At 67.8% G+C, this 17682-nt stretch carries 20 protein-coding genes and 2 pseudogenes; 11 read left to right on the top strand and 11 right to left on the bottom strand.

Annotated elements, in window-relative coordinates:
• The first annotated feature begins 49 nt into the window (after positions 1–49).
• The 3 genes from BW737_RS19250 (at position 50) to BW737_RS00990 (ending at position 2656) form a co-directional block, all read left to right on the top strand.
• Positions 50–412, top strand: a complete 363-nt coding sequence (locus BW737_RS19250) for a DNA glycosylase AlkZ-like family protein (protein ID WP_338063821.1) — start codon at positions 50–52, stop codon at positions 410–412.
• Positions 413–462: 50 nt separating this feature from the next.
• Positions 463–1299 (top strand): DNA glycosylase AlkZ-like family protein, encoded by an 837-nt coding sequence (locus tag BW737_RS00995; protein WP_338063820.1) that lies wholly within the window; start codon positions 463–465, stop codon positions 1297–1299.
• 61 nt (positions 1300–1360) lie between these two features.
• Positions 1361–2656, top strand: coding sequence for an N-acetylglucosamine-6-phosphate deacetylase (locus BW737_RS00990; RefSeq protein WP_257210324.1), 1296 nt, complete (start codon positions 1361–1363; stop codon positions 2654–2656).
• A 119-nt stretch (positions 2657–2775) separates the two neighbouring features.
• Here BW737_RS00990 and BW737_RS00985 read toward each other — a convergent pair whose 3' ends face one another.
• The 4 genes from BW737_RS00985 to BW737_RS00970 all read right to left on the bottom strand — a co-directional run bounded on the left by BW737_RS00985 (position 2776) and on the right by BW737_RS00970 (position 5507).
• Positions 2776–3204: a carboxymuconolactone decarboxylase family protein gene (locus BW737_RS00985; protein ID WP_086615354.1), complete on the bottom strand. Its 429-nt coding sequence runs from the start codon at positions 3202–3204 to the stop codon at positions 2776–2778.
• Positions 3170–3661, bottom strand: a complete 492-nt coding sequence (locus BW737_RS00980) for a MerR family transcriptional regulator (protein WP_338063819.1) — start codon at positions 3659–3661, stop codon at positions 3170–3172. Before BW737_RS00980 ends, BW737_RS00985 begins: the two co-directional genes overlap by 35 nt.
• Positions 3662–4275: 614 nt before the next feature.
• Positions 4276–4833 (bottom strand): mycothiol transferase, encoded by a 558-nt coding sequence (locus tag BW737_RS00975; RefSeq protein ID WP_086615353.1) that lies wholly within the window; start codon positions 4831–4833, stop codon positions 4276–4278.
• Positions 4834–4964: 131 nt separating this feature from the next.
• Entirely contained in the window at positions 4965–5507 is a 543-nt protein-coding gene (locus tag BW737_RS00970) for a hypothetical protein (protein ID WP_086615352.1), read from the bottom strand.
• Positions 5508–5846: 339 nt separating this feature from the next.
• Here BW737_RS00970 and BW737_RS00965 point away from each other — a divergent pair, with 339 nt between their 5' ends.
• The 6 genes and pseudogenes from BW737_RS00965 to BW737_RS00950 all read left to right on the top strand — a co-directional run bounded on the left by BW737_RS00965 (position 5847) and on the right by BW737_RS00950 (position 10422).
• Complete coding sequence (locus tag BW737_RS00965) at positions 5847–6842, top strand: 1,4-dihydroxy-2-naphthoate polyprenyltransferase (protein WP_086615351.1); 996 nt, start codon at positions 5847–5849, stop codon at positions 6840–6842.
• Between the two features lie 412 nt (positions 6843–7254).
• Positions 7255–7629, top strand: coding sequence for a hypothetical protein (locus BW737_RS19245; RefSeq protein ID WP_338063818.1), 375 nt, complete (start codon positions 7255–7257; stop codon positions 7627–7629).
• A complete protein-coding gene (locus tag BW737_RS00960; protein ID WP_338063824.1) occupies positions 7572–8432 on the top strand; it encodes an ABC transporter substrate-binding protein in 861 nt (286 codons plus the stop codon). Before BW737_RS19245 ends, BW737_RS00960 begins: the two co-directional genes overlap by 58 nt.
• Positions 8429–8704: a hypothetical protein gene (locus tag BW737_RS17240; protein WP_257210323.1), complete on the top strand. Its 276-nt coding sequence runs from the start codon at positions 8429–8431 to the stop codon at positions 8702–8704. Before BW737_RS00960 ends, BW737_RS17240 begins: the two co-directional genes overlap by 4 nt.
• A 156-nt stretch (positions 8705–8860) precedes the next feature.
• Complete coding sequence (locus tag BW737_RS17235; protein ID WP_257210322.1) at positions 8861–9517, top strand: ABC transporter permease; 657 nt, start codon at positions 8861–8863, stop codon at positions 9515–9517.
• 3 nt (positions 9518–9520) lie between these two features.
• Positions 9521–10422, top strand: a pseudogene (locus tag BW737_RS00950) (ABC transporter ATP-binding protein).
• A 67-nt stretch (positions 10423–10489) separates the two neighbouring features.
• Here the strand turns inward: BW737_RS00950 and BW737_RS00945 are convergent.
• Positions 10490–11077, bottom strand: coding sequence for a YagU family protein (locus BW737_RS00945; protein WP_086615350.1), 588 nt, complete (start codon positions 11075–11077; stop codon positions 10490–10492).
• A 180-nt stretch (positions 11078–11257) separates the two neighbouring features.
• Between BW737_RS00945 and BW737_RS00940 the strand changes: the two genes are divergently transcribed.
• Positions 11258–11803 (top strand): hypothetical protein, encoded by a 546-nt coding sequence (locus BW737_RS00940; RefSeq protein WP_086615349.1) that lies wholly within the window; start codon positions 11258–11260, stop codon positions 11801–11803.
• Here the strand turns inward: BW737_RS00940 and BW737_RS00935 are convergent.
• The 6 genes and pseudogenes from BW737_RS00935 to BW737_RS00915 all read right to left on the bottom strand — a co-directional run bounded on the left by BW737_RS00935 (position 11794) and on the right by BW737_RS00915 (position 16045).
• Entirely contained in the window at positions 11794–12867 is a 1074-nt protein-coding gene (locus BW737_RS00935) for a 1,4-dihydroxy-2-naphthoyl-CoA synthase (RefSeq protein ID WP_086615348.1), read from the bottom strand. The two genes, BW737_RS00940 and BW737_RS00935, sit on opposite strands and share 10 nt — an antisense overlap.
• A 34-nt stretch (positions 12868–12901) precedes the next feature.
• Positions 12902–13309 (bottom strand): LuxR C-terminal-related transcriptional regulator, encoded by a 408-nt coding sequence (locus tag BW737_RS17230; protein ID WP_257210321.1) that lies wholly within the window; start codon positions 13307–13309, stop codon positions 12902–12904.
• 71 nt (positions 13310–13380) lie between these two features.
• Positions 13381–13539 (bottom strand): annotated as a pseudogene (locus BW737_RS17225) (response regulator transcription factor); the annotation flags it as partial.
• 22 nt (positions 13540–13561) lie between these two features.
• Positions 13562–14308, bottom strand: coding sequence for a sensor histidine kinase (locus BW737_RS00925; RefSeq protein ID WP_086615347.1), 747 nt, complete (start codon positions 14306–14308; stop codon positions 13562–13564).
• A gap of 572 nt (positions 14309–14880) precedes the next feature.
• On the bottom strand, positions 14881–15465 hold the full coding sequence (locus BW737_RS00920) for a hypothetical protein (protein WP_086615346.1): 585 nt from the start codon (positions 15463–15465) through the stop codon (positions 14881–14883).
• A 175-nt stretch (positions 15466–15640) separates the two neighbouring features.
• The gene (locus BW737_RS00915) at positions 15641–16045 is read right to left on the bottom strand and encodes a hypothetical protein (protein WP_143233209.1); all 405 of its coding nucleotides are present in this window, start codon (positions 16043–16045) and stop codon (positions 15641–15643) included.
• A 624-nt stretch (positions 16046–16669) separates the two neighbouring features.
• On the opposite strand from BW737_RS00915, the gene BW737_RS00910 reads away from it, so the two are divergent.
• Positions 16670–17149, top strand: coding sequence for a hypothetical protein (locus BW737_RS00910; RefSeq protein ID WP_086615344.1), 480 nt, complete (start codon positions 16670–16672; stop codon positions 17147–17149).
• The last annotated feature ends 533 nt before the right edge of the window (positions 17150–17682 follow it).

The following is a 17682-nucleotide window of genomic DNA, read 5'->3' as shown; positions in this document are numbered from 1 at the left end:
TGCCACGCCCGGTGAGCGAGTCCGACCAGGCGGCACATACCATCTGCCCATGCCCGTCTCTCGTCCCGTCGCAGCCCCGCGCGAGATGTCCTATCTGCGCATCCTCGCCCAGGGACTCGTTCCCGCCACCACCGCCCCCGACGTCGTCGAAGCAGTGCGCCGTCAGCTGGCCGTGCAGGGTCAGCAGCCCTCCGCGGTGCCTCATGCACTGATCGTCCGCGCCGATGGTGCCACCGGAACCGATGTTGACGCCGCGTTCGCCGCCGGTCGCCTGGTGCGCTCATGGCCGATGCGCGGCACCATCCACATCACCACCGCGGCCGACCACCACTGGCTGCGGGTGGCGCTTAAGCACCGCTCGGACGCCTGGACCCTCCGCGCTGCGGAGAACCTCGGCCTCGACGACGCCTGATTGAGCGCGCTGCCGCCGTCGCCCTGGAACTGATCTCCGTACACGGACCGGTGCCGCGGGCACGTTTGGTTTCCGCCTGGGTCGAGGCCGGCCTACTGGACGCCGCCGAGGGGCCGGACTCCTTCGCCACCGGTGCGGGGCGTCGGCGCCACCTGCTGACGCGGCTGCAGCGCGAGGGCGTGCTCGTACAAGGACCGAGGCAGAGAAACGAGCACCTGATCGTGGATGCGCGTGACCTGCCCGCCGCGGAGACCGGTCCCGGCGGCAGCGGGGGAGTGGCGCACGGCGCGCCCGGCTACCGCGCCGCCCTGGCGGAGATCGCCCGCCGCTACGCCACCAGTCACGGTCCCGTGAGCGTGGCCGACCTGTCCCGCTGGACCACACTGCCGCTGGTGGAGGCCGCTCGCGCCCTGGAGGACGCCGTCGAGATCACGAACGCTGCCGCCTATCAGACCGACGCGGACGCTGCCCGGGTACCGCTGGCGCGCGCCCGTGCCGAGGGCGGACTGCGGGGGACCGTCCGGCTGCTTGGAGCGGATGCCGGGGCGACGCCCGGGCGCGACGTGCTGTACCTGCGCGCCGACCTGCCCGAGCTGCTGGAGACGAATCGACGCGCCGCCGGCAGCACCCTGTTCCTGCCCTCCTTCGATGAGCTGCATGTGGGCTACAAGGGTCGGCTCTGCCTTACGGATGCCGCCGGGGAGCGGCTGATCTGTCCGGCGAGCAATGGCATGTTCCGGCCGTTGCTGGTGGATCGCGGGCGGGTGGTGGCGGTGCGGCCCGTGGGGGAGGGGCTGCTGTGGGCCGACGACGCCCGCCGCTCGGCCCGGCTGGAGACCGCAGTTGACCGGGCGGTGCGGCGCGTTGAGCGCAGGTTGCGCCAGTGAATACCATCAATAAAGACAGCAGACGTCTGATGTCTACGGGGTTCTGCGGTAGGCTCACCCTATGAGCAATGCCGCCATGCCCGTCAGCACCACCCCTCCCATCACCGATCCCGGTGCGGCTCCTACCGACGACGCCCCGTTCGCCCTGCGCGGGCGGGTGGTCACCCCGCTGCAGATCATTGACGACGGCATCGTCGTCATCGCCGCGCGGCACATCGCCTGGGTCGGTCCGACCGCGGAGGCGGCGCGGGCCGGCTGGTCGGATCTGCTCACCGCCGCCCACAGCGCGCCGGAGGGCGGCTATCTGCTGCCCGGCCTGGTCGACGTGCACTGCCACGGCGGCGGCGGGGAGTCCTTCCCCAACGCCGAAACCGCCGCGCAGGCCATGACCGCCGTCAGGGAGCACCGGCGACACGGCACCACCAGCCTGGTCGCCTCCTGCGTCACCGCGGCGCCGGAGACGCTCAGGGCCCGTACCCGGGTACTGGCCGATCTGTGCGATGCGGGAGAACTCGCCGGCATCCACTTCGAGGGGCCCTTCGTCTCCGTCGAGCGCTGCGGCGCCCAGGATCCCACCTACATCACGGACCCCGACACCGCGCTGACCCGCGAACTGATCGAGCTCGGCCGCGAGCATGTGGTCACCATGACCATCGCCCCCGAAAAGCCACACATCACCGGCGACGACGGCGTGGTGGCGGCCCTGATCGACGGCGGTGCGCTGCCCTCATTCGGGCACACCGACGCCGAGGCCGCACCCGTGCGCGTCGGCCTGGCCGAGGCCTCCGCCCGCATCGGCGCGCGCCTGGAGAGCGGAGCTCCGGTCCGTTCCCTCCGCGCCACGGCCACGCACCTGTTCAACGGCATGCGGCCCATGCATCACCGCGAGCCCGGCCCCGTGCCGGAGTTCCTGGCCGCGGCCGCGCGCGGCGAGTGCATCGTCGAACTAATCGGCGACGGAGTGCACCTGGCCCCCGCCATCGTGCGGGACATGTTCGAGACACTGGGGCGGGAGAACGTCGTCCTGATCACCGATGCCATGGCCGCCGCCGGCATGCCCGACGGCGACTACGTGCTTGGCTCCCTCGCCGTCACCGTCGCCGACGGCGTGGCCCGCCTGACCGAGGGCGGTGCGATCGCAGGCGGCACCGCGCACCTCATCGACGTCGTGCGTGCCACCTGGCGCGGCGGGGTCGACCTGGTCGACGCCGTCTTCGCCGCCTCCTGCCAGGGGGCCGAGATCCTCGGGGACGTCTCCATCGGTGCGCTGGAGCCCGGGCTGTGGGCAGACGCGGTGGTCACCGACGCGAACCTGAACCCGGTCACGGTCATCCGCCGCGGCGCGGCGGTGGGCTGACAAGGGGGCTCGGCGCTTTGAGCAGTCGACGTAAGGTCTGATGCGGGGAGCGCGGTCGGTGCCGGACCTGCATATGGATGAGGTCGTCCATGGTGGCGTACCTGCCACAACCGTGCCCTTCATCCCGCATGCTCCCGCTTACGATCTCGGTCGAGAAACACTTCGCGGGCCGCGAAGGTGGCGTTGAGAGCCTTCGGGAAACCGCAATAGACGGCGGCGTGCAGCATCACTTCGGCGATTTCGTCGCGTGTGATTCCGACGTTAAGGGCAGCACCGATATGTACTTTCAGCTGGGGTTCACAGCCGCCCAAGGCTGTCAGCACCCCGAGAGTCACCAACTGTCGGCTGCGCGGATCCAGGCCTGGACGGTCGTAAATATCTCCAAAGGCGAATGCGGCGATGTGGTGGGCCATGGCCGGATTGATGTCGGCGAGTGAGTCTATGACTGCTTCGCCCTGGTCGCCGTCGATTTGGGACAAGACGTGTTGGCCATGCCGACGCCGGGCGAGGCTATCAGCGGAGGAGATGTCGTGCTGACTGGAGTTCATGGACGGGGCCCTTCGGCGTAGGTGGCGAGTTTGAATTCGGTGACTGCATGGCGAGTTGAAGTTGGGTGATCCGGCGGCGCAGCGTGTTGCGGTGCTCTGCGAGTAGCTCAACGCGGTCGGGGACCGTGCCCGGGCCCGCGTCGACTAGTTCGAGGTAGCGCCGGAGATCAGTGATCGACATTCCTGACGCCCGCATGCGGGTGAGGAATACCAAGCGGCGAACAACTGCTGGGGTGTAGCGCCGATGGCCGACGGCGTTGCGCGCAACAGTGATCAGCCCGACTCGCTCGTAGTAGCGAAGTGTGTGCGGGCTGACTTGCAGGTGTCGAGCGGTGGTGCCGATGTCCCAGTCCGCTGCTCGATCATCGCGGGCCAACTCCTGCAGTGCCTCGATACTGACTTCGCCGGGCGGGTCGATGGCAAGACGCAGAGCTCGTCCCAAGGCTTCCGAATCCATACCTGGAAGCTACGACTTTGAGTGCGCTCGAAGGCAAGGCCACGGGTGAGGGATCTCCTAGTGAGGGTGTGGTGGGGCGGGCGGCAGGCGCCAAGCGAAGGCTGCCCGGTGGATTCCGCGCCGACGGTGAGCCGCCCGCCGCTATCCACCACACCCGCAGACGGACAGGCCAGCATCCCAGCCGCATGCAGGTATCCCGTCTCCATGCCTCTGAAACCGGAAGAGTCCGTCTACTACGCCGGTTGGGCGTTAACAACGCTACTTAACGTTCTGCTGTATACCTCAGAGCCCTTCAGCAGACCGTTAACCGGCGTTGTTAACCCCGAAGTAGCGTAGTAGACCACGAAGTGGCGTTGTAGATGGCCTCGCTGGCAGGTCCAGGGGACGCAGGCAGTCAATCCCGGCACGGTGAACCCATCCGGCGCCCTGCCGTTTCCGCGATGCGCCTGCCTCTACCACCCCCCTCAGACCGGGAGAGCCGGATTGACACGAGTGGAGGGACATGGCCAGGCAGAGCGTCATTCGTGACGGTTTGAACGCGTCGTTAGTGGCGGCCTGGGTGCGTGACTTGTGCCGGTCTCGGTGCACCGTCGGTACATCGGCGGTCGCCGGAGTCAGCCGGGCAGTCCCAGCAGGCGGCGGGTGTAGACGGCCTGGCCGGAGTGCTGGGCGGCGTCGTCGATGATCGAGGCCAGCCGCACTCCGCGGGTGACCGGCGGCGTCCAGGCGCGGTCGATGACCTCCTCAAGCGCCCGCGGGGGCAGGGAGCGCAGGTAGTTGCGCGCGAGGCCGTAGGCGGCGTCGAGGTAGTCGGTCAGGACGCCGAGGCTGTCCACGCGCACCAGCGCGGCCTGCGCGGGGGTGTGGCGCCAGTCCTCGGTGTCGTCGGGCAGTGGCAGAGCGAAGCGTTCCTTGAAGCCGGCGGCGGTCCACAGCATCTCGCTGCCGGCCAGGGCGGAGATCTGCATGTCGATCTCGCGGGCGGTGTGCCAGGCCAGCCAACTGAGGGAGTCGATGCGCGGGGCGAGCTCCGGGGTGGGCTGGGTGTTGGCCTGCTCTACGCTGACACCGTCCAGGGCACGGTCGAAGCGCTCGCGGGAGCGGTCCAGTGAGGCTTCCAGAAGGCCGAGGTACGGATTGGCGTTCACAGGGGAGGTGGCGTGTTCGCTCATGTCTCCACAGTAGGCGCGGGCCGGGATTATGAACAGTGGCTCGGCGCCGCGGAATCAAGCCGGGTTCTAGCTCGTCGCTAGCGTGGTCCGACCGGGTTGAGGTTCTTGCGGGGCAGACCGCCGGAACGATCTCAGATCCGCTGGCCGCACTGGGAGCAGAAGGTGGCGTCCTCGGTCTCCAAATAACCGCAGGAGCGGCAGCGCAGCCGGACCACCTCTGCCGGCGACGCGGTTTTGGCGGAGCCGCCCAGCGCCGTTTGCAGGGTGGGAACCTCCTCGAGCCGCATTTGATCCTGGGCGCCTTCCGACCGCTTCCACGGCTCGGCGTCGCGGGCCTCGCCCTGGGGTGACAGCACCACGCCGGAACCCGCCAGGCCCTCCTTGCCGACGCGCCGGATCCACTGGCCGATCCCGATCAGGATGAAACCCACGAATGAGAGGGGAAAGAACTGGAATACGCGGCCGATGCTCTCGCCCGTGTCCGAAGCGCCGAACGCGGAAAAGCCGGTGAAGCCGACGACGAAGACACTGAAGAACAAGAGCAGGCCCACGCCCTGGAGCACGGCTCCGCCGTAGTAGGCGACCTTGCGCCAGGTCGGCACGTCGTAGCTGCGCTGCCGTCCGCCGTTGTCGGTATACGGGGACTGCTGGTTGGGCGCAGGGCCGTTGGTCATAAGAGAGCCTCCGGATGGGTTGACGACGCTTCACCATAACCGACGGCCCGCAGAATCACGAATCGGGAACGGGAGGCAATGCGGGTCTCAGGGGTCCGCATCCAAACTTTGAACGCTAGGGCTTCGAGCACCCTCTGGGGCAAGGCGATGCCCCGGAACGGCCGACGCGGTGACACGAAATGCACCACTTTCCCCGTCCCCGTAACCACGGCTCGCCTCTTGACCCGTGTGATTACGGGGTTTTCCTGGTGTGGCGCGAGCGGTCCACTTGGGAAAGTGGTGCAGATTGTGACACTTTGCTCTGCGAGTAGGCTCTGCCCGTACCCGAGAAAGGAAACCATGAGCGAGCGGCAGGCGTCGGAAGGCAACCGATCCACACGGCGCGGTGGTCAGAGCCCCACGGGCCCGGCCGCCACCAGTTGGATGGAGGTCGTGCGCCTGCGCACACTGCCCGCTGCCGTCGCCCCGGTCATTCTCGGCGCCGGTGCCGCCGCGGCCCTGGGCGGTTTCTCGCTGGTGCGCACCCTGCTGGCCGCGGGCGTGGCCCTGGCGCTGCAGATCGGCTCCAACCTGGCCAACGACTACTCCGATGGCGTGCGCGGCACCGATGATGACCGCACCGGTCCGCCCCGGCTCACCGCCTCCGGCCAGGTCGCTCCGCGCCGCGTGAAGTACGCGGCCTTCGGGTGTTTCGGCCTTGGCGCGCTGTTCGGACTGGCCCTCGTGGCGCTCTCCGGCCAGTGGTGGTTGGTGGCAGCCGGCGCCGCCGCGGTCGCGGCCGCCTGGTTCTACACCGGCGGCTCCCACCCATACGGCTACATGGGACTCGGCGAGGTCTTCGTATTCATCTTCTTCGGGCTCATGGCCACCGGCGGCACCGTGTACGTGCAGACCGGGAGCGTGCCCGGGTGGGTGTGGCTGGCCGCGAGCGGGATCGGCCTGATCGCCTGCTCCCTGCTGATGGTCAACAATCTGCGGGACATCGACACCGATCCGCAGCACGGCAAGCGCACACTGGCGGTGCGCCTGGGGGAGCGCGGCGCGCGGCGGGCCTTCGTGGTCATGGTGTGCGCCCCGGTGGTCATGGCGGTCTTGGCGCTGGTCTGGGCGCGTTTCGACCTGGCTGCGCGGGCGGTGGAACCGGGCTCGGTGTGGAGGCTGCTCGCCCTCGTCGCGGTGCTGCTCGTGGTGCTTACCGCCATGGCTGCTCGCACGCTGCGGCCGGTGCTGGCCGGGGCCACCGGCCGGGCGCTGATCCCCGCGCTGCGCGACGCCGGTCTGTACGAGCTGGCCTACGGCATCGTCCTGGCCGTCGTCCTGGTCGCGCTGGTGTGAGATCCGCCGGAGTTCGGCCCGACAGTTTGCACGGCTCGGATCGCGAGGGCTAGCGTCCAGGACATGGCTGACACTCACCTGATGACCCGGACCGCTGGCAGCGCCCAGGCGCTCGCGGTCATGTGTCAGGTGTGCATGTGTCGGTGCTGTCAGGCACGCTGACCCTGTCCGTGAGGCGCGACGCCCGCCGCTAGCCCGACTCAACCCCAACTCAACTCCGCGCGACTTCTGCATCATTCGGAGGCCCCGCCGGGGCGCAAACCCGACCTGGATCGAGCGCCGCGGAAACCTTGGGACGAGCCATTGCTGCCGCCGTCCGCCTGTGCCTGACAGCGATTCTCCCTTTCGGACAACGCCATTTCCGTCCGCAGCCGCGCAACGATCACGTCGATGCGCCTTGAGGAGAACCCCCATGTCCACTCCCTCCAACCCCGTCAACAACCCCGAGCACACGCCCGACTCGACCCCCGAACCCCAGGCCGGCGGCACCGCTGATCCCCAGGCCGGCGACGTCACCGCCGAGAACGCCGCCGACATCCTCGCCGCAGACGACACCGACGCCGCAGAGTCCTCCAAAACCTCGCGCTTTACCCGTCGCCGCCTGCTCACCGTCGGCGGGCTCGCCGCCGCGGCCGCCGTCGGCGGTGGGGCCTGGCTTACGCTGCGCCGCACCAACTCCGGCGTCGTCGGCGCCGCTGAGCCGCTGCCGCTGGTCATCGGCGGCGACATCTGCGCCGCCCCGCTGTACGCCGCCTATCACCAGGCTACTTCGATGACGCGGGCCTGAACGTCACCCTGGCCCGCACCCAGCGCACCGAGGACACCAAGGATGCCGTCAGCGCCGGCAAGTACATCGGTGCCCCCGGGATCTTCTTCTCCTGGCTGGAGCCCATCTACAACGGCATCAACGCCAGGCTGACCGCGGGCTTCCACTCCGGCTGCCTGGAGTTGGTGGTCAACAACGACTCCCCGATCACCTCCTATGCGGACCTGAAGGGTGCCACCATCGGCGTTCCTTCACTGTCCTCCTCGGCCTTCGCCTACTTCTCGATCGGCCTGGCCAAGGCGGGCATCGACGTGGACCCCGAGCACGGCGACATCACCTGGACCACCATCGACGAGGACTCCCTGGGCACCCGTCTGACCAACGGCGACGTCGACGCCATCATGGGCTCCGACCCGGCCCCGCTGCTGCCCGTATTCAACGGCACCGCGCACGTGATCGAGTCCAATGAGCAGGAGCCCTTCTGCTGCTCCGTGGCTCTGAACGGCGACTTCGTGGCCAAGCGTCCCGAGGACGCCAAGGCACTGACCGAGGCGTGGTTGAAGGGCTCGGACTACCTGGCCGCCTCCGAGGCCAACCGCAAGGAGATCGCCAAGATCGAGGTCGACAACAACTACGTGGCCGCCGACCAGTCCCTCATCGAGCAGGTGCTGGAGACCTACGGCTGGGAGGCCTCGGCCACCCGCTTCCGGGAGGCCATCGAGCCGGGCATCGAGGACTTCAAGCTCACCGGCTACATCGACTCCAGCATCGACGCCGGCGAGCTCGCCGACACCGTCTACGCCGACCTGGGAATCAACCGATGAGCGCCGCGTCCCATACGACCGTCGCGGCGGAACGGCCCACCTCCGCCGCGACATCGACCTCGACCGGCACCCCCACGACGGCGCCCGCCCGTTCCGCGGCGCCGCACCCCTCTGAGGATGCGGATCGGCGCGCCCGCCTGTCCCGGCTCGCCGGGTTGGGGCTGGTCATCTGGGCCGGGTACCTGGCCGTCGTCGCGGCAGTGCCCGACGCGGCCGGCGCGCGTACCGCCGCGACGGCGCCGCTGCTGGCCCTGGTCGCGTCTGGATCGTAACGCTGGGCCTGTGGACGGCGGCCGCCTGGCACGCCCCGGGTCCGCTGCTGCGGGGGCGCTGGCGCACCGGCTGCCTGGATCATCTTCTTCGGGGCCTGGTTCATCGTCTGGCAGCTGACCACGGTCAAGTCCGGGCTGCTGGACCCGCCCTACTTCGTGGCCCCGGAGGTGCTCATCGAGGCCTTCCTCGGCGACTGGACGCTGTTGGCGCGCTGCCTGGGCTCCTCCGCCCTGTTGTTCCTGACCGGCTACGCCGTCGGCTCCCTGCTGGGCTTTGCCACCGGGCTGCTCATGGGCTGGTCGCGGCGGGCCGACTACTGGCTGCACCCGCTGCTGCAGACGATCGGGCCGGTGCCCGCGGCCTCGTTACTGCCTCTGGCGGTGCTCATCCTGCCGACGACGTACGCCTCGGCCGCCTTCATCGTCGCCTTCGGGGCGTGGTTCCCCATGGCCACCATGACGCGCGCCGGCGTGCGCGCCGTGCCGCGCTCCTACTTCGACGTGGCCCGCACCCTGGGGGCGAACGGGGCCTTCCTGGTGCGGCGCATCGCCATCCCGGCGGCCCTGCCGGACATGCTCACCGGACTGTTCACGGGCCTGGGCACGAGCCTGGCTGCGCTGATGACCGCGGAGCTGGTCGGCGTCGACCAGGGGCTCGCCTGGTACATCAACTGGGTCAAAGGCTGGGCCGACTACCCGCGCATGTACGTGGGCCTGACCGTGCTCATCGTCTTCTGCCGCGCCCTAATGATCCTGCTTTTCAAGTTGCGCTCCTCGCTGCTGGCCTGGCAGCAGAACCTGGTGAGGTGGTAGGTCATGGCTGCTTCTTCGACTTCAGCATCAACGCAGGCGGACGCCGCGGGCACCCCCGCCACCGGTGCCGTCCCCGCCTCCCGCGGGGCACGGGTGAGCCTGGCCGGCATCAGCCACCGCTATCCGCTGCGCCACGACGTCGACCACGGCTGGGTGCCGGCGCTTATGCGCCTGTTCTCCCCGGCCGCCCGGGCCCGGCATGAGGCCGAGGCCGCCAAGCCGCAGCAATTGGCGGTGCTGGACCACATCGACCTGGACATCGCCCCGGGGGAGTTCGTCTCCCTGGTGGGGCAGTCCGGCTGTGGCAAGTCCACGATCCTGCGGCTGCTGTCCGGCCTGGAGACCCCCAGCCGGGGAAGCGTCGTCGTTGATGGCGAGGCCGTGACCGGCACCGCACCCGAGCGCGCTCTGGCCTTCCAGGACGCCACGCTGCTGCCCTGGCGCACGGTGCGGGAGAACGTCGCCCTGGGACCGCAGGCTCGTGGACGCGTGGAGCCGCGGCGAGTGGAGGCGGCGCTGCAGGTGGTGGGGCTGCGCGACTTCGCCGACGCTACCCGACCACCCTGTCCGGTGGCATGGCCCAGCGCGCGGCCCTGGCCCGAGCCCTGGTCAACCGGCCCCGCCTGTTTCTGCTCGACGAGCCCTTCGGCAAGCTCGACGCGCTCACCCGGCTGACCCTGCAGGACGAGATCGCCTCGCTGTGGGCCTCGCAGGGCTTCACCGCAGTGCTGGTCACCCACGACGTGGAGGAGGCGCTGCGTCTGTCCAACCGCGTGATCGTGCTGTCCGAGCGGCCCGCGCACGTGGTGGAGGACATCCGCGTCCCCGCGGGGCTGGGGAGCGACGAGGCCGCCCCCGAGTTCCAACGGCTGCGTCGTCACATCCTCGCGCTGCTGGGGCGCTGAGGGAACCACGACGGCGCCCGCCCCGGCAGAAGAGTCGGGGCGGGCGCCGTCGTCGGGAACTGAGCGATCAGCGCGCGGCGGCCTCCAGGGCGACCTCGGCGTCGGGCTCATGGGTGATCCGGTTGCGCAGGTCTCGGCGCACGATTTCAATAGACCACATCCACACGATGTGGCCGAAGAACTCCGAGAAGTGCTCCGACCAGGTCTGGGCGCCGTCGATCCAGGGGAAGGGGTTGGGGGCCCAACCCAGCAGCGGCATGACGATCACGTGCGCGCCCACGTACACGAAGACACCGAAGACGGCGCCTTGCCACAGCTTGATGCGCGGAAAGTACTCGGCGGCGATGCAGTAGATCAGGCCGAAGACGATCGCGAAGCTGAAGTGCACGATGAAGGACATGATCGGCAGCTCGTTGTTGGAGAACGTGATCGTCAGGTGCGAGGTCTCCGGGGACATGCCGAACCACTCCAGCATCGCCTGCGGCGGGTTCGTGTCGGAGCGGATTCCGGGCGTACGCGGCGGGAAGGGCACCTCCCAACCGAACTTGACCAGGGCGGAGAAGGTGCCGGCGATGAGGCCGACGAGCGTGGCCACGCCAAGGCGACGGCGGGACGGCTCGGTCGATCCGAGCAGGCGGGTGATCCAGGTGGGCATGGGAACCTCCGGGTATTGCGGCGGGGACGCCGCGATGATGATGAGGGGGCGCCTGCGGCGCTCGCTCCTCGGGGTCGGCGCAACGATTTCACGCTCCAGTGCCGGTGTCCAAGCGACCCGGCGGGAGCGGCGGGTGCCGAACTCGCCAACACACCTCTGGAGAGCACATAGGGTGAGTCCGTGATCTACTACCAAAAGGACGATGAGCGCGGCGGAACCGCGCTGGGTGTTGTGTGCGCGGTGCTGGCGGTGTGCCTAGTATGCGGTCTGCGGCTGGCGCTGGCGTTCTTCGCGATCTTTGTCATTGTGGACATGGCGGCCACAGGGGCCCTCATACTGTTGTGCTACTTCGCGGCGCTTGGAGCCGCCTGGTACGGCTCCCACCGTTTTCTGCTGTTTCCCCGGACCGTGCAGGTGACTGAACGGGGCATGCACATCGCCAGGGACTACCTGCCCTGGCCGCGGCGGCGCGAGGAACTGATCATGGTCGAAAGGCGGCGTTTGGTCAGACGCCCGCACCATCGTGCCGTTTACAACGCCGCGTTCGGCCGTGTGCGCATGCGCGGGCTGGAGAACATGAAACGATACGACGACCCTGCCGTCGCGCGCCGCGCCGTTGAGGCCCGGCTGGACGAGGTATGGGCGGCCTGTGAGCGAGCGCGCGAGGATGCGGCGCAGCACCGCCGCCAGGCGGCCGCGGAGCCGGACAAGGACGCTCAGAAGTAGTAGGGGAAGGGCGACCAGTCCGGCTCGCGGCGCTCCAGGAACGCATCACGCCCCTCGGCGGCCTCGTCGGTCATATAGGCCAGCCGGGTGGCCTCCCCGGCGAATACCTGCTGGCCGGCCAGGCCGTCGTCGGCCAGGTTGAAGGCGTACTTGAGCATGCGGATCGCCTGTGGCGACTTGCCGGCCACGATACGCGCGTACTCCAGGGCCCGCTGCTCCAGCTCGGCGTGCGGGACGGCCTCGTTGACCACGCCCCAGTGCTCGGCGGTGGCGGCGTCGTAGGTGCGGGCCAGGAAGAAGATCTCGCGGGCCCGCTTGTCCCCGACCTGCCGGGCGAGCAGGGCGGAGCCGTAGCCGGCGTCGAAGGAGCCGACGTCGGCGTCGGTCTGCTTGAAGCGGGCGTGCTCGGCGGAGGCAAGCGACAGGTCGCAGACCACGTTCAGGGAGTGGCCGCCGCCGGCCGCCCAGCCGGAGACGGCCGCGATGACGACCTTGGGCATGGTGCGGATCAGCCGCTGCACCTCCAGGACGTGCAGTCGGCCCGCCCGGGCGGCGTCCAGGCGCTCGCGCTGGGCGGCGACGGCGGCGTCGTGGTTGTCCGCGGGCACGGCGTCGCTAACGGGGGAGGCATGCTCGGCGTCGTCGTCCGCCTTCTCGTACAGGTAGCCGTCCCGGCCGCGCACCCGCTGGTCTCCGCCGGAGCAGAAGCCCCAGCCGCCGTCCTTGGGGGAGGGGCCGTTGCCGGTGAGGATGACGGCGCCGATGTCGCCGCTCATGCGCGCGTGGTCCAACACCCGGTACAACTCGTCGACGGTGTGCGGGCGGAAGGCGTTGCGCAGCTCGGGCCGGTCCAGTGCCACCCGCACCACCGGCAGGTCACGCACCCACGCGCCGTCGGCGTCGCGCTCGCAGCCGCGGTGGTAGGTGACGTCGGTGAGCGCGCCCGGGCCGTCGCCGCGGTTGCTGAATCCGTCGACGTTGCGCCAGCGGAGGGGGTCGAAGATCTCCGAGACCCGCTGCGGCAGCGGGTGGGGCGATGGTGCGGTTGAGGACGTCTGGCTCATGCACACAGGGTAAGGGTGCGGCGTACCGATCCTGTCAGCCGGTGATGTAGGCGGCCATGAGTTCGGTACGCGAGTTGTAGCCGAGCTCGCGGAGCACATCCGACACGTAGAGGCGGACCGTGTTTTGCGAGAGGTTCAGGCGAGTCGCTATCCGCTTGTTGGTCAACCCTTTCAGCAGGCAGGCGTGGACCGCCTGGAGGTGCGGCGGCAACTTCTCGACGGCGGCCTGCGCCTGCCGCACGGCATCGCTCCGGTCCTGCTGCACCCGGTAGGCCTCGACGAGCAGCTCGGTGGGGCGGGATGACATGACGGGCTCGCCCCGGGCGGCACGCACCAGGGCGTGGGCAACCGCCTCCGGTGGTTCGTCCTTGGTGATGAAGCCGCTGACTCCCTCGGCGAGGGCGTCCCGGAGGGAGTCCTCGCGCCGAAACACGGTGAACATGACGACGGCGATGCGGGATGGTTCTGAATGATCGCGCGCGCGGTGTGGGGGCCGCTCAGTCCGGGCATGTCGATGTCGACGAGGGCCGCATCGATGTCCAGGTTGGCGCGGCTGAGCAGGTCTAGGGCAGTCATTCCATCCTCGGCGGTGGCGACGACGGCGACGGGTGGCTGCGCATCGATCTGCTCGGCGAATACGGTGCGGATGAGTGGATCATCGTCCACGATCATGATCCGCAGCGACGGGGTGCCGTCAGACATGGGACGCTCCAGTGTGTTCCGGTAGTTCGGTGGGACGGGTAACGCCGGTGTGATCGGGGACCGGGGCGATCGGGATTGTTGCCAGGACGGTCCAGGAGTCACCTACCCGACTGGCGACGAGCTCGCCACCGGCCTTCTTGAAGCGGCTCGCCAAGGTGGACAGGCCGTGTCCGCCGTGCAGCTCGGCGGGGACCTCGCGGTCGCGCCACGGCGCGGTGAAGGTGATCGCCAGCTGTTCCTCAGTCGGCTCGACGACCAGCGAAAGCAGATCGTCGTCGTCGCTGTACTTCAGCGCATTGACGGTGCACTCACGAATGAGTGCCGCAAGCAATCTGCTTGCCTCGCGCCCGTATTGCGCGAGAAGACGTTCGGTATTGTCCAAGTCCGCATCAAGGGTGATGGAGCGCTGAGCGAGTGCCTTCCTGCTGGTGGCGACGAGTTCGGGGATGGCGGGTTCTTCGGCTTCGGAATGCGGGGGCGTCGCGAGGTTGTCGATGAGTGCGCGCAGGTGGCCTAGGGACTTCCGTGCGTTCGCCTCGACGGCGGCGGCCTCGGAGTCGTGCTCCGGGACCGCCTCTCGCAGCTGGCGGGTCAGGATCAGGAGGTGAGTCAGGTCTGCGGCGAGGTCGTCGTGCAGGATGTCGGCGATGTCATGCCGCAGTTGGCGGTTGAGCGCATCGGCTGCCTCGCGGGACGCCTTGGCTCCCGCTCTAGCGCATGCATGCGCCCGCCAGCCCATTGGAGCAGCAGCCCCACGCCCGTGCAGATGCCGGCCCAGAGCGCCATTGGGGTAAGAACGTCTGCGGGTGTATCTGCCCAGGGGAGTTGGGCGATGTGGACGGTGAGGAAGACCGCGACGGCGACGAGTGCTCGTCGCCGCGCAATGAGATCAATTACCACCACGTAGGCGAGAACTGGTGTCCAAACGAGGTATGCGTCAGGGAGCAAAAGCGTCGTGGCGAGAGTGGCTGTGAATATCAGTACGCCAATGCGTTCGCTTCGTATGTAGGCGATGAAAGCGGCAACCTGGAGTGCCTCCCACCACGCGGAGATAGGGTCACGTGATGTGATAAGCGTATGCAAGTCTAACGCCAGTATGATGGCTGTGATCAGAGCTAGAGACAGGGGTCTGACCTGTGTCGGCGCCAGTGGGTGAAATACTCGAGTCATTGTCGTTGGCACAACCAGGATGACGGTAAAAGCGTGCACCAGGGAGGTGGAGTCCGGTTTGCTGGGCTAGTGGTTACTGGTGTAACTACGAGGGCTGTCATCAATGCAAAGCAGGTGAATCTAAGCCTGTTTCTGCTTGGCTCAGTCGTCTTCTTCGATCCGCTTGCCATCTTCGTCAACGTAGTAGCCTTCATCGTCGATTTCCGAGAAACTCAAGCGGCCGTCCTGAATCTCCTCGGCGAAGTGTTCGCGTGTCATCAAGCGCACTTGGCGGCCGCGCTTCATCATTTCCTTGTGGTTGAGGGTGGTGTCCCAGGGCTTGTCGAGCGTAATGATGATGACCGAATAGAAGATCCAGGTCGCCAGGGTGAGGTGGAGCACCGAGGCGGGCGCGAGAAGTGCGGCAGAGATTGCGCCCGCCGCCGCTGGAAAGACGAACGATACTACGGCCAAAGTGGGGCCCTCGGGGTCCTGCGAGCGCTTGGCTCGCATGATCAGTCTCGACGCGGTTCCCCCGAGCGTCTCCCGTATCGCGGCCGCCACGATGGCGAACGCAATGGCGCGATCCGCATTCAAACCTGCATGCGTCAACGCTGACCAGGTTCCGACGACGATCGCGAGGGCAATGCCTTCGACCAGCGCCATGAAGGCCCTCCCCGAAACCATGGCCCAAAGCGGGATCGCCGGATGCCAGTGCTCGTCGGGCTCCTGCGCTGTAGTGGCCATGGGTCCTCCTGCCCGGAGTTCGTCCGCCGACATGCGGTCGGGCGATGTCTACGCAGGTCAGTGTAGGGAAGGTGCGAGTTAGATCGTAGGCTGATCTTCGTCAGGGTCGCGCTTGCCAGCCACTACGCAATCCGGATGCCTCGCTCCGGCGGCGTCACTGCTGCCTACCGGGGTGCTATCGGTCGTCTCCTTCTGGCGTGGGGATCTTCCCGTACAGCCAGTAGAGCAGCAGGAAGGAGACCAGCGCCGTCGCGCCGAACACCAGGACCGCGGGCAGGGGCTCCACCAGCAGCACCCCGATGAGCGCCATGGCAGATACCTGCACGACGAGTTCCAGCGCCTCGCCGAGGAACTGGCCCACGTGTGACTTGGAAACGAAGTCACCCCAGAGGATCACCGCCGCCAGCCAGGCCAGCATCAGAACCGGCGGCAGCCATACCAGCGTGAGACCGCCGTACTTGGGTCTGCCTATATCGAGAAGGGTCACTGCTGCCAGGGCTAGGTACATCGGTGCCGCGACCATGACAACCATGGCTACGAACACAACGTACCCCCGCAGCTCTCCAAATAGTTCTTTCATTCAGCTGACCCGAGGTAAGAGAATTCGGGCGTTTGGCTCGTGCATCGACATGTCCTAGCGTCGTTCCTTCGAAGCTGAAGCCATTGAATGAACGTCCCTAGAATCGCGGTTATCCAAGGAACGGGCGTGAGCGCGGCCGTGCGTAGGCTGATGGCCTCGAGAATCGTAAGCACGATCACTGAAAGCGTGAATACGAGGCAAAAGCTCCCGACCAGTATCGTTATCGTTCTCCCCCTGGCCCGGTAGGTGGTTTTCATTTCCGGCTCCTCGTTGATCCTTCGGGCGCGCGCGTGGGCTGGCTTCGACGCTCCGGTCGGGGGCGGCAGCTGTGCCGACACCCCCACCTCACTGTATGTCGCGCGCGTCTCCTCGAACAGTTGATCTTCGTCAGGTCGTTCAGCGGCTTGTTCCTGTGTCGGCGGGCGCGTGCTCGGGCGGTGCAACGTGGACGGCTCTCACAGTGCCGACCGTAGACTTAATTGTTCGCCGGTACGGGTGGTCGTTAACCATCCCGTCGTCGGAGCCCTGGCTGACTGTAGTCCGGGGTGTGTCGCAACCATGCTTGTAAGGTATTGCTGTAGATTTGTCTGCACCGGGTGGCGTTCCCTGACAAGGAGGTTGTAGATGTCTTCCGTGAAGAAGATCCTTGTCGTTGCCTGCGCCGCGCTTGGCCTGGTGGCGGTGACCGCCTGTGGCTCAAGCGATGATGATGCCGCGGAGGACTCGCCCTATTACGGCTCGTTGAGTGAGTTGGAGGCCGCCTCGGATTATGCGCTGCGCATCTCGGTGACCGACGTCCAGACGAGTGTCATGGATGACACGACGTGGGATGTTGTCCACGGTGACGTGCTTGCGAGTGATCCCAGTTTCAGCGATGAGGCTGTCATCCTGGAGATTCCGGCGGACACCGGTACGGCCGAGTCGGTCGAGATGGTGTCTGGTAGCGAGTATGCGATCTTCGTCAAGGTTTCCGATGATGGGGACGTGTTCCTCACCTCGGCGGATCAGGGTGTGTTCCCGGTATCTGACGGCGTTGCCGGAAGCAGTGATGCCGGGACGTTCCCTCTCGGTGACGCGGCAAGCAGACTCGGACTCGATGATTGACCAGCCTGGCTGACGGGCGACGGCCGTCGAGCGCCCGAACCGTCGGCTCACACCCCTCGCTGTCGGCCCACGGTGGTGCTCTATCGCTGCGGACCGGCATTCAGCGGTTCTTCCAGCTTCGGGGTTGGCGTTGGATTCCGGCGTTAGCTCGGGTGCGTGGGCTGGGGCCCGCGACCCGCCGTTGGCGCCGAGTCCCGTGCGGCGGCCCAAAGTGTCCAAAATCGGCAGGAACAGCCTTCATACCCGCCGACGGCGAATCGCGATTGGCGTCATTCCAACGTTTTGTGCCGGGCCGCTCCGCGCCCGCAGGCCGTTACTGCCGATTTTGGACATTTCGCCTCACGGCGGGGTGCCCGGGATCCCCACCAGCCCCAACCCACCAGGCCAGCAACACTCACCACCCGCCACGCCCACAAACCGGACAAGCTCGTTCAACGAGCTGTGCGGCTGCAAGTGACCAGACCTGCGTTCGCTCCGTGAGCGCAGGCGCGTACCCCGACGGCGCGCTCCATGCCCGGCTCGCCGCCCTCGCC

Source organism: Actinomyces ruminis (assembly GCF_002154335.2).
In the GTDB taxonomy this organism is placed as follows: Bacteria; Actinomycetota; Actinomycetes; order Actinomycetales; family Actinomycetaceae; genus Actinomyces; species Actinomyces ruminis.
The sequence above is the reverse complement of the archived record's forward strand: the minus strand, read 5'-3'. Positions and strand labels throughout refer to the sequence as shown.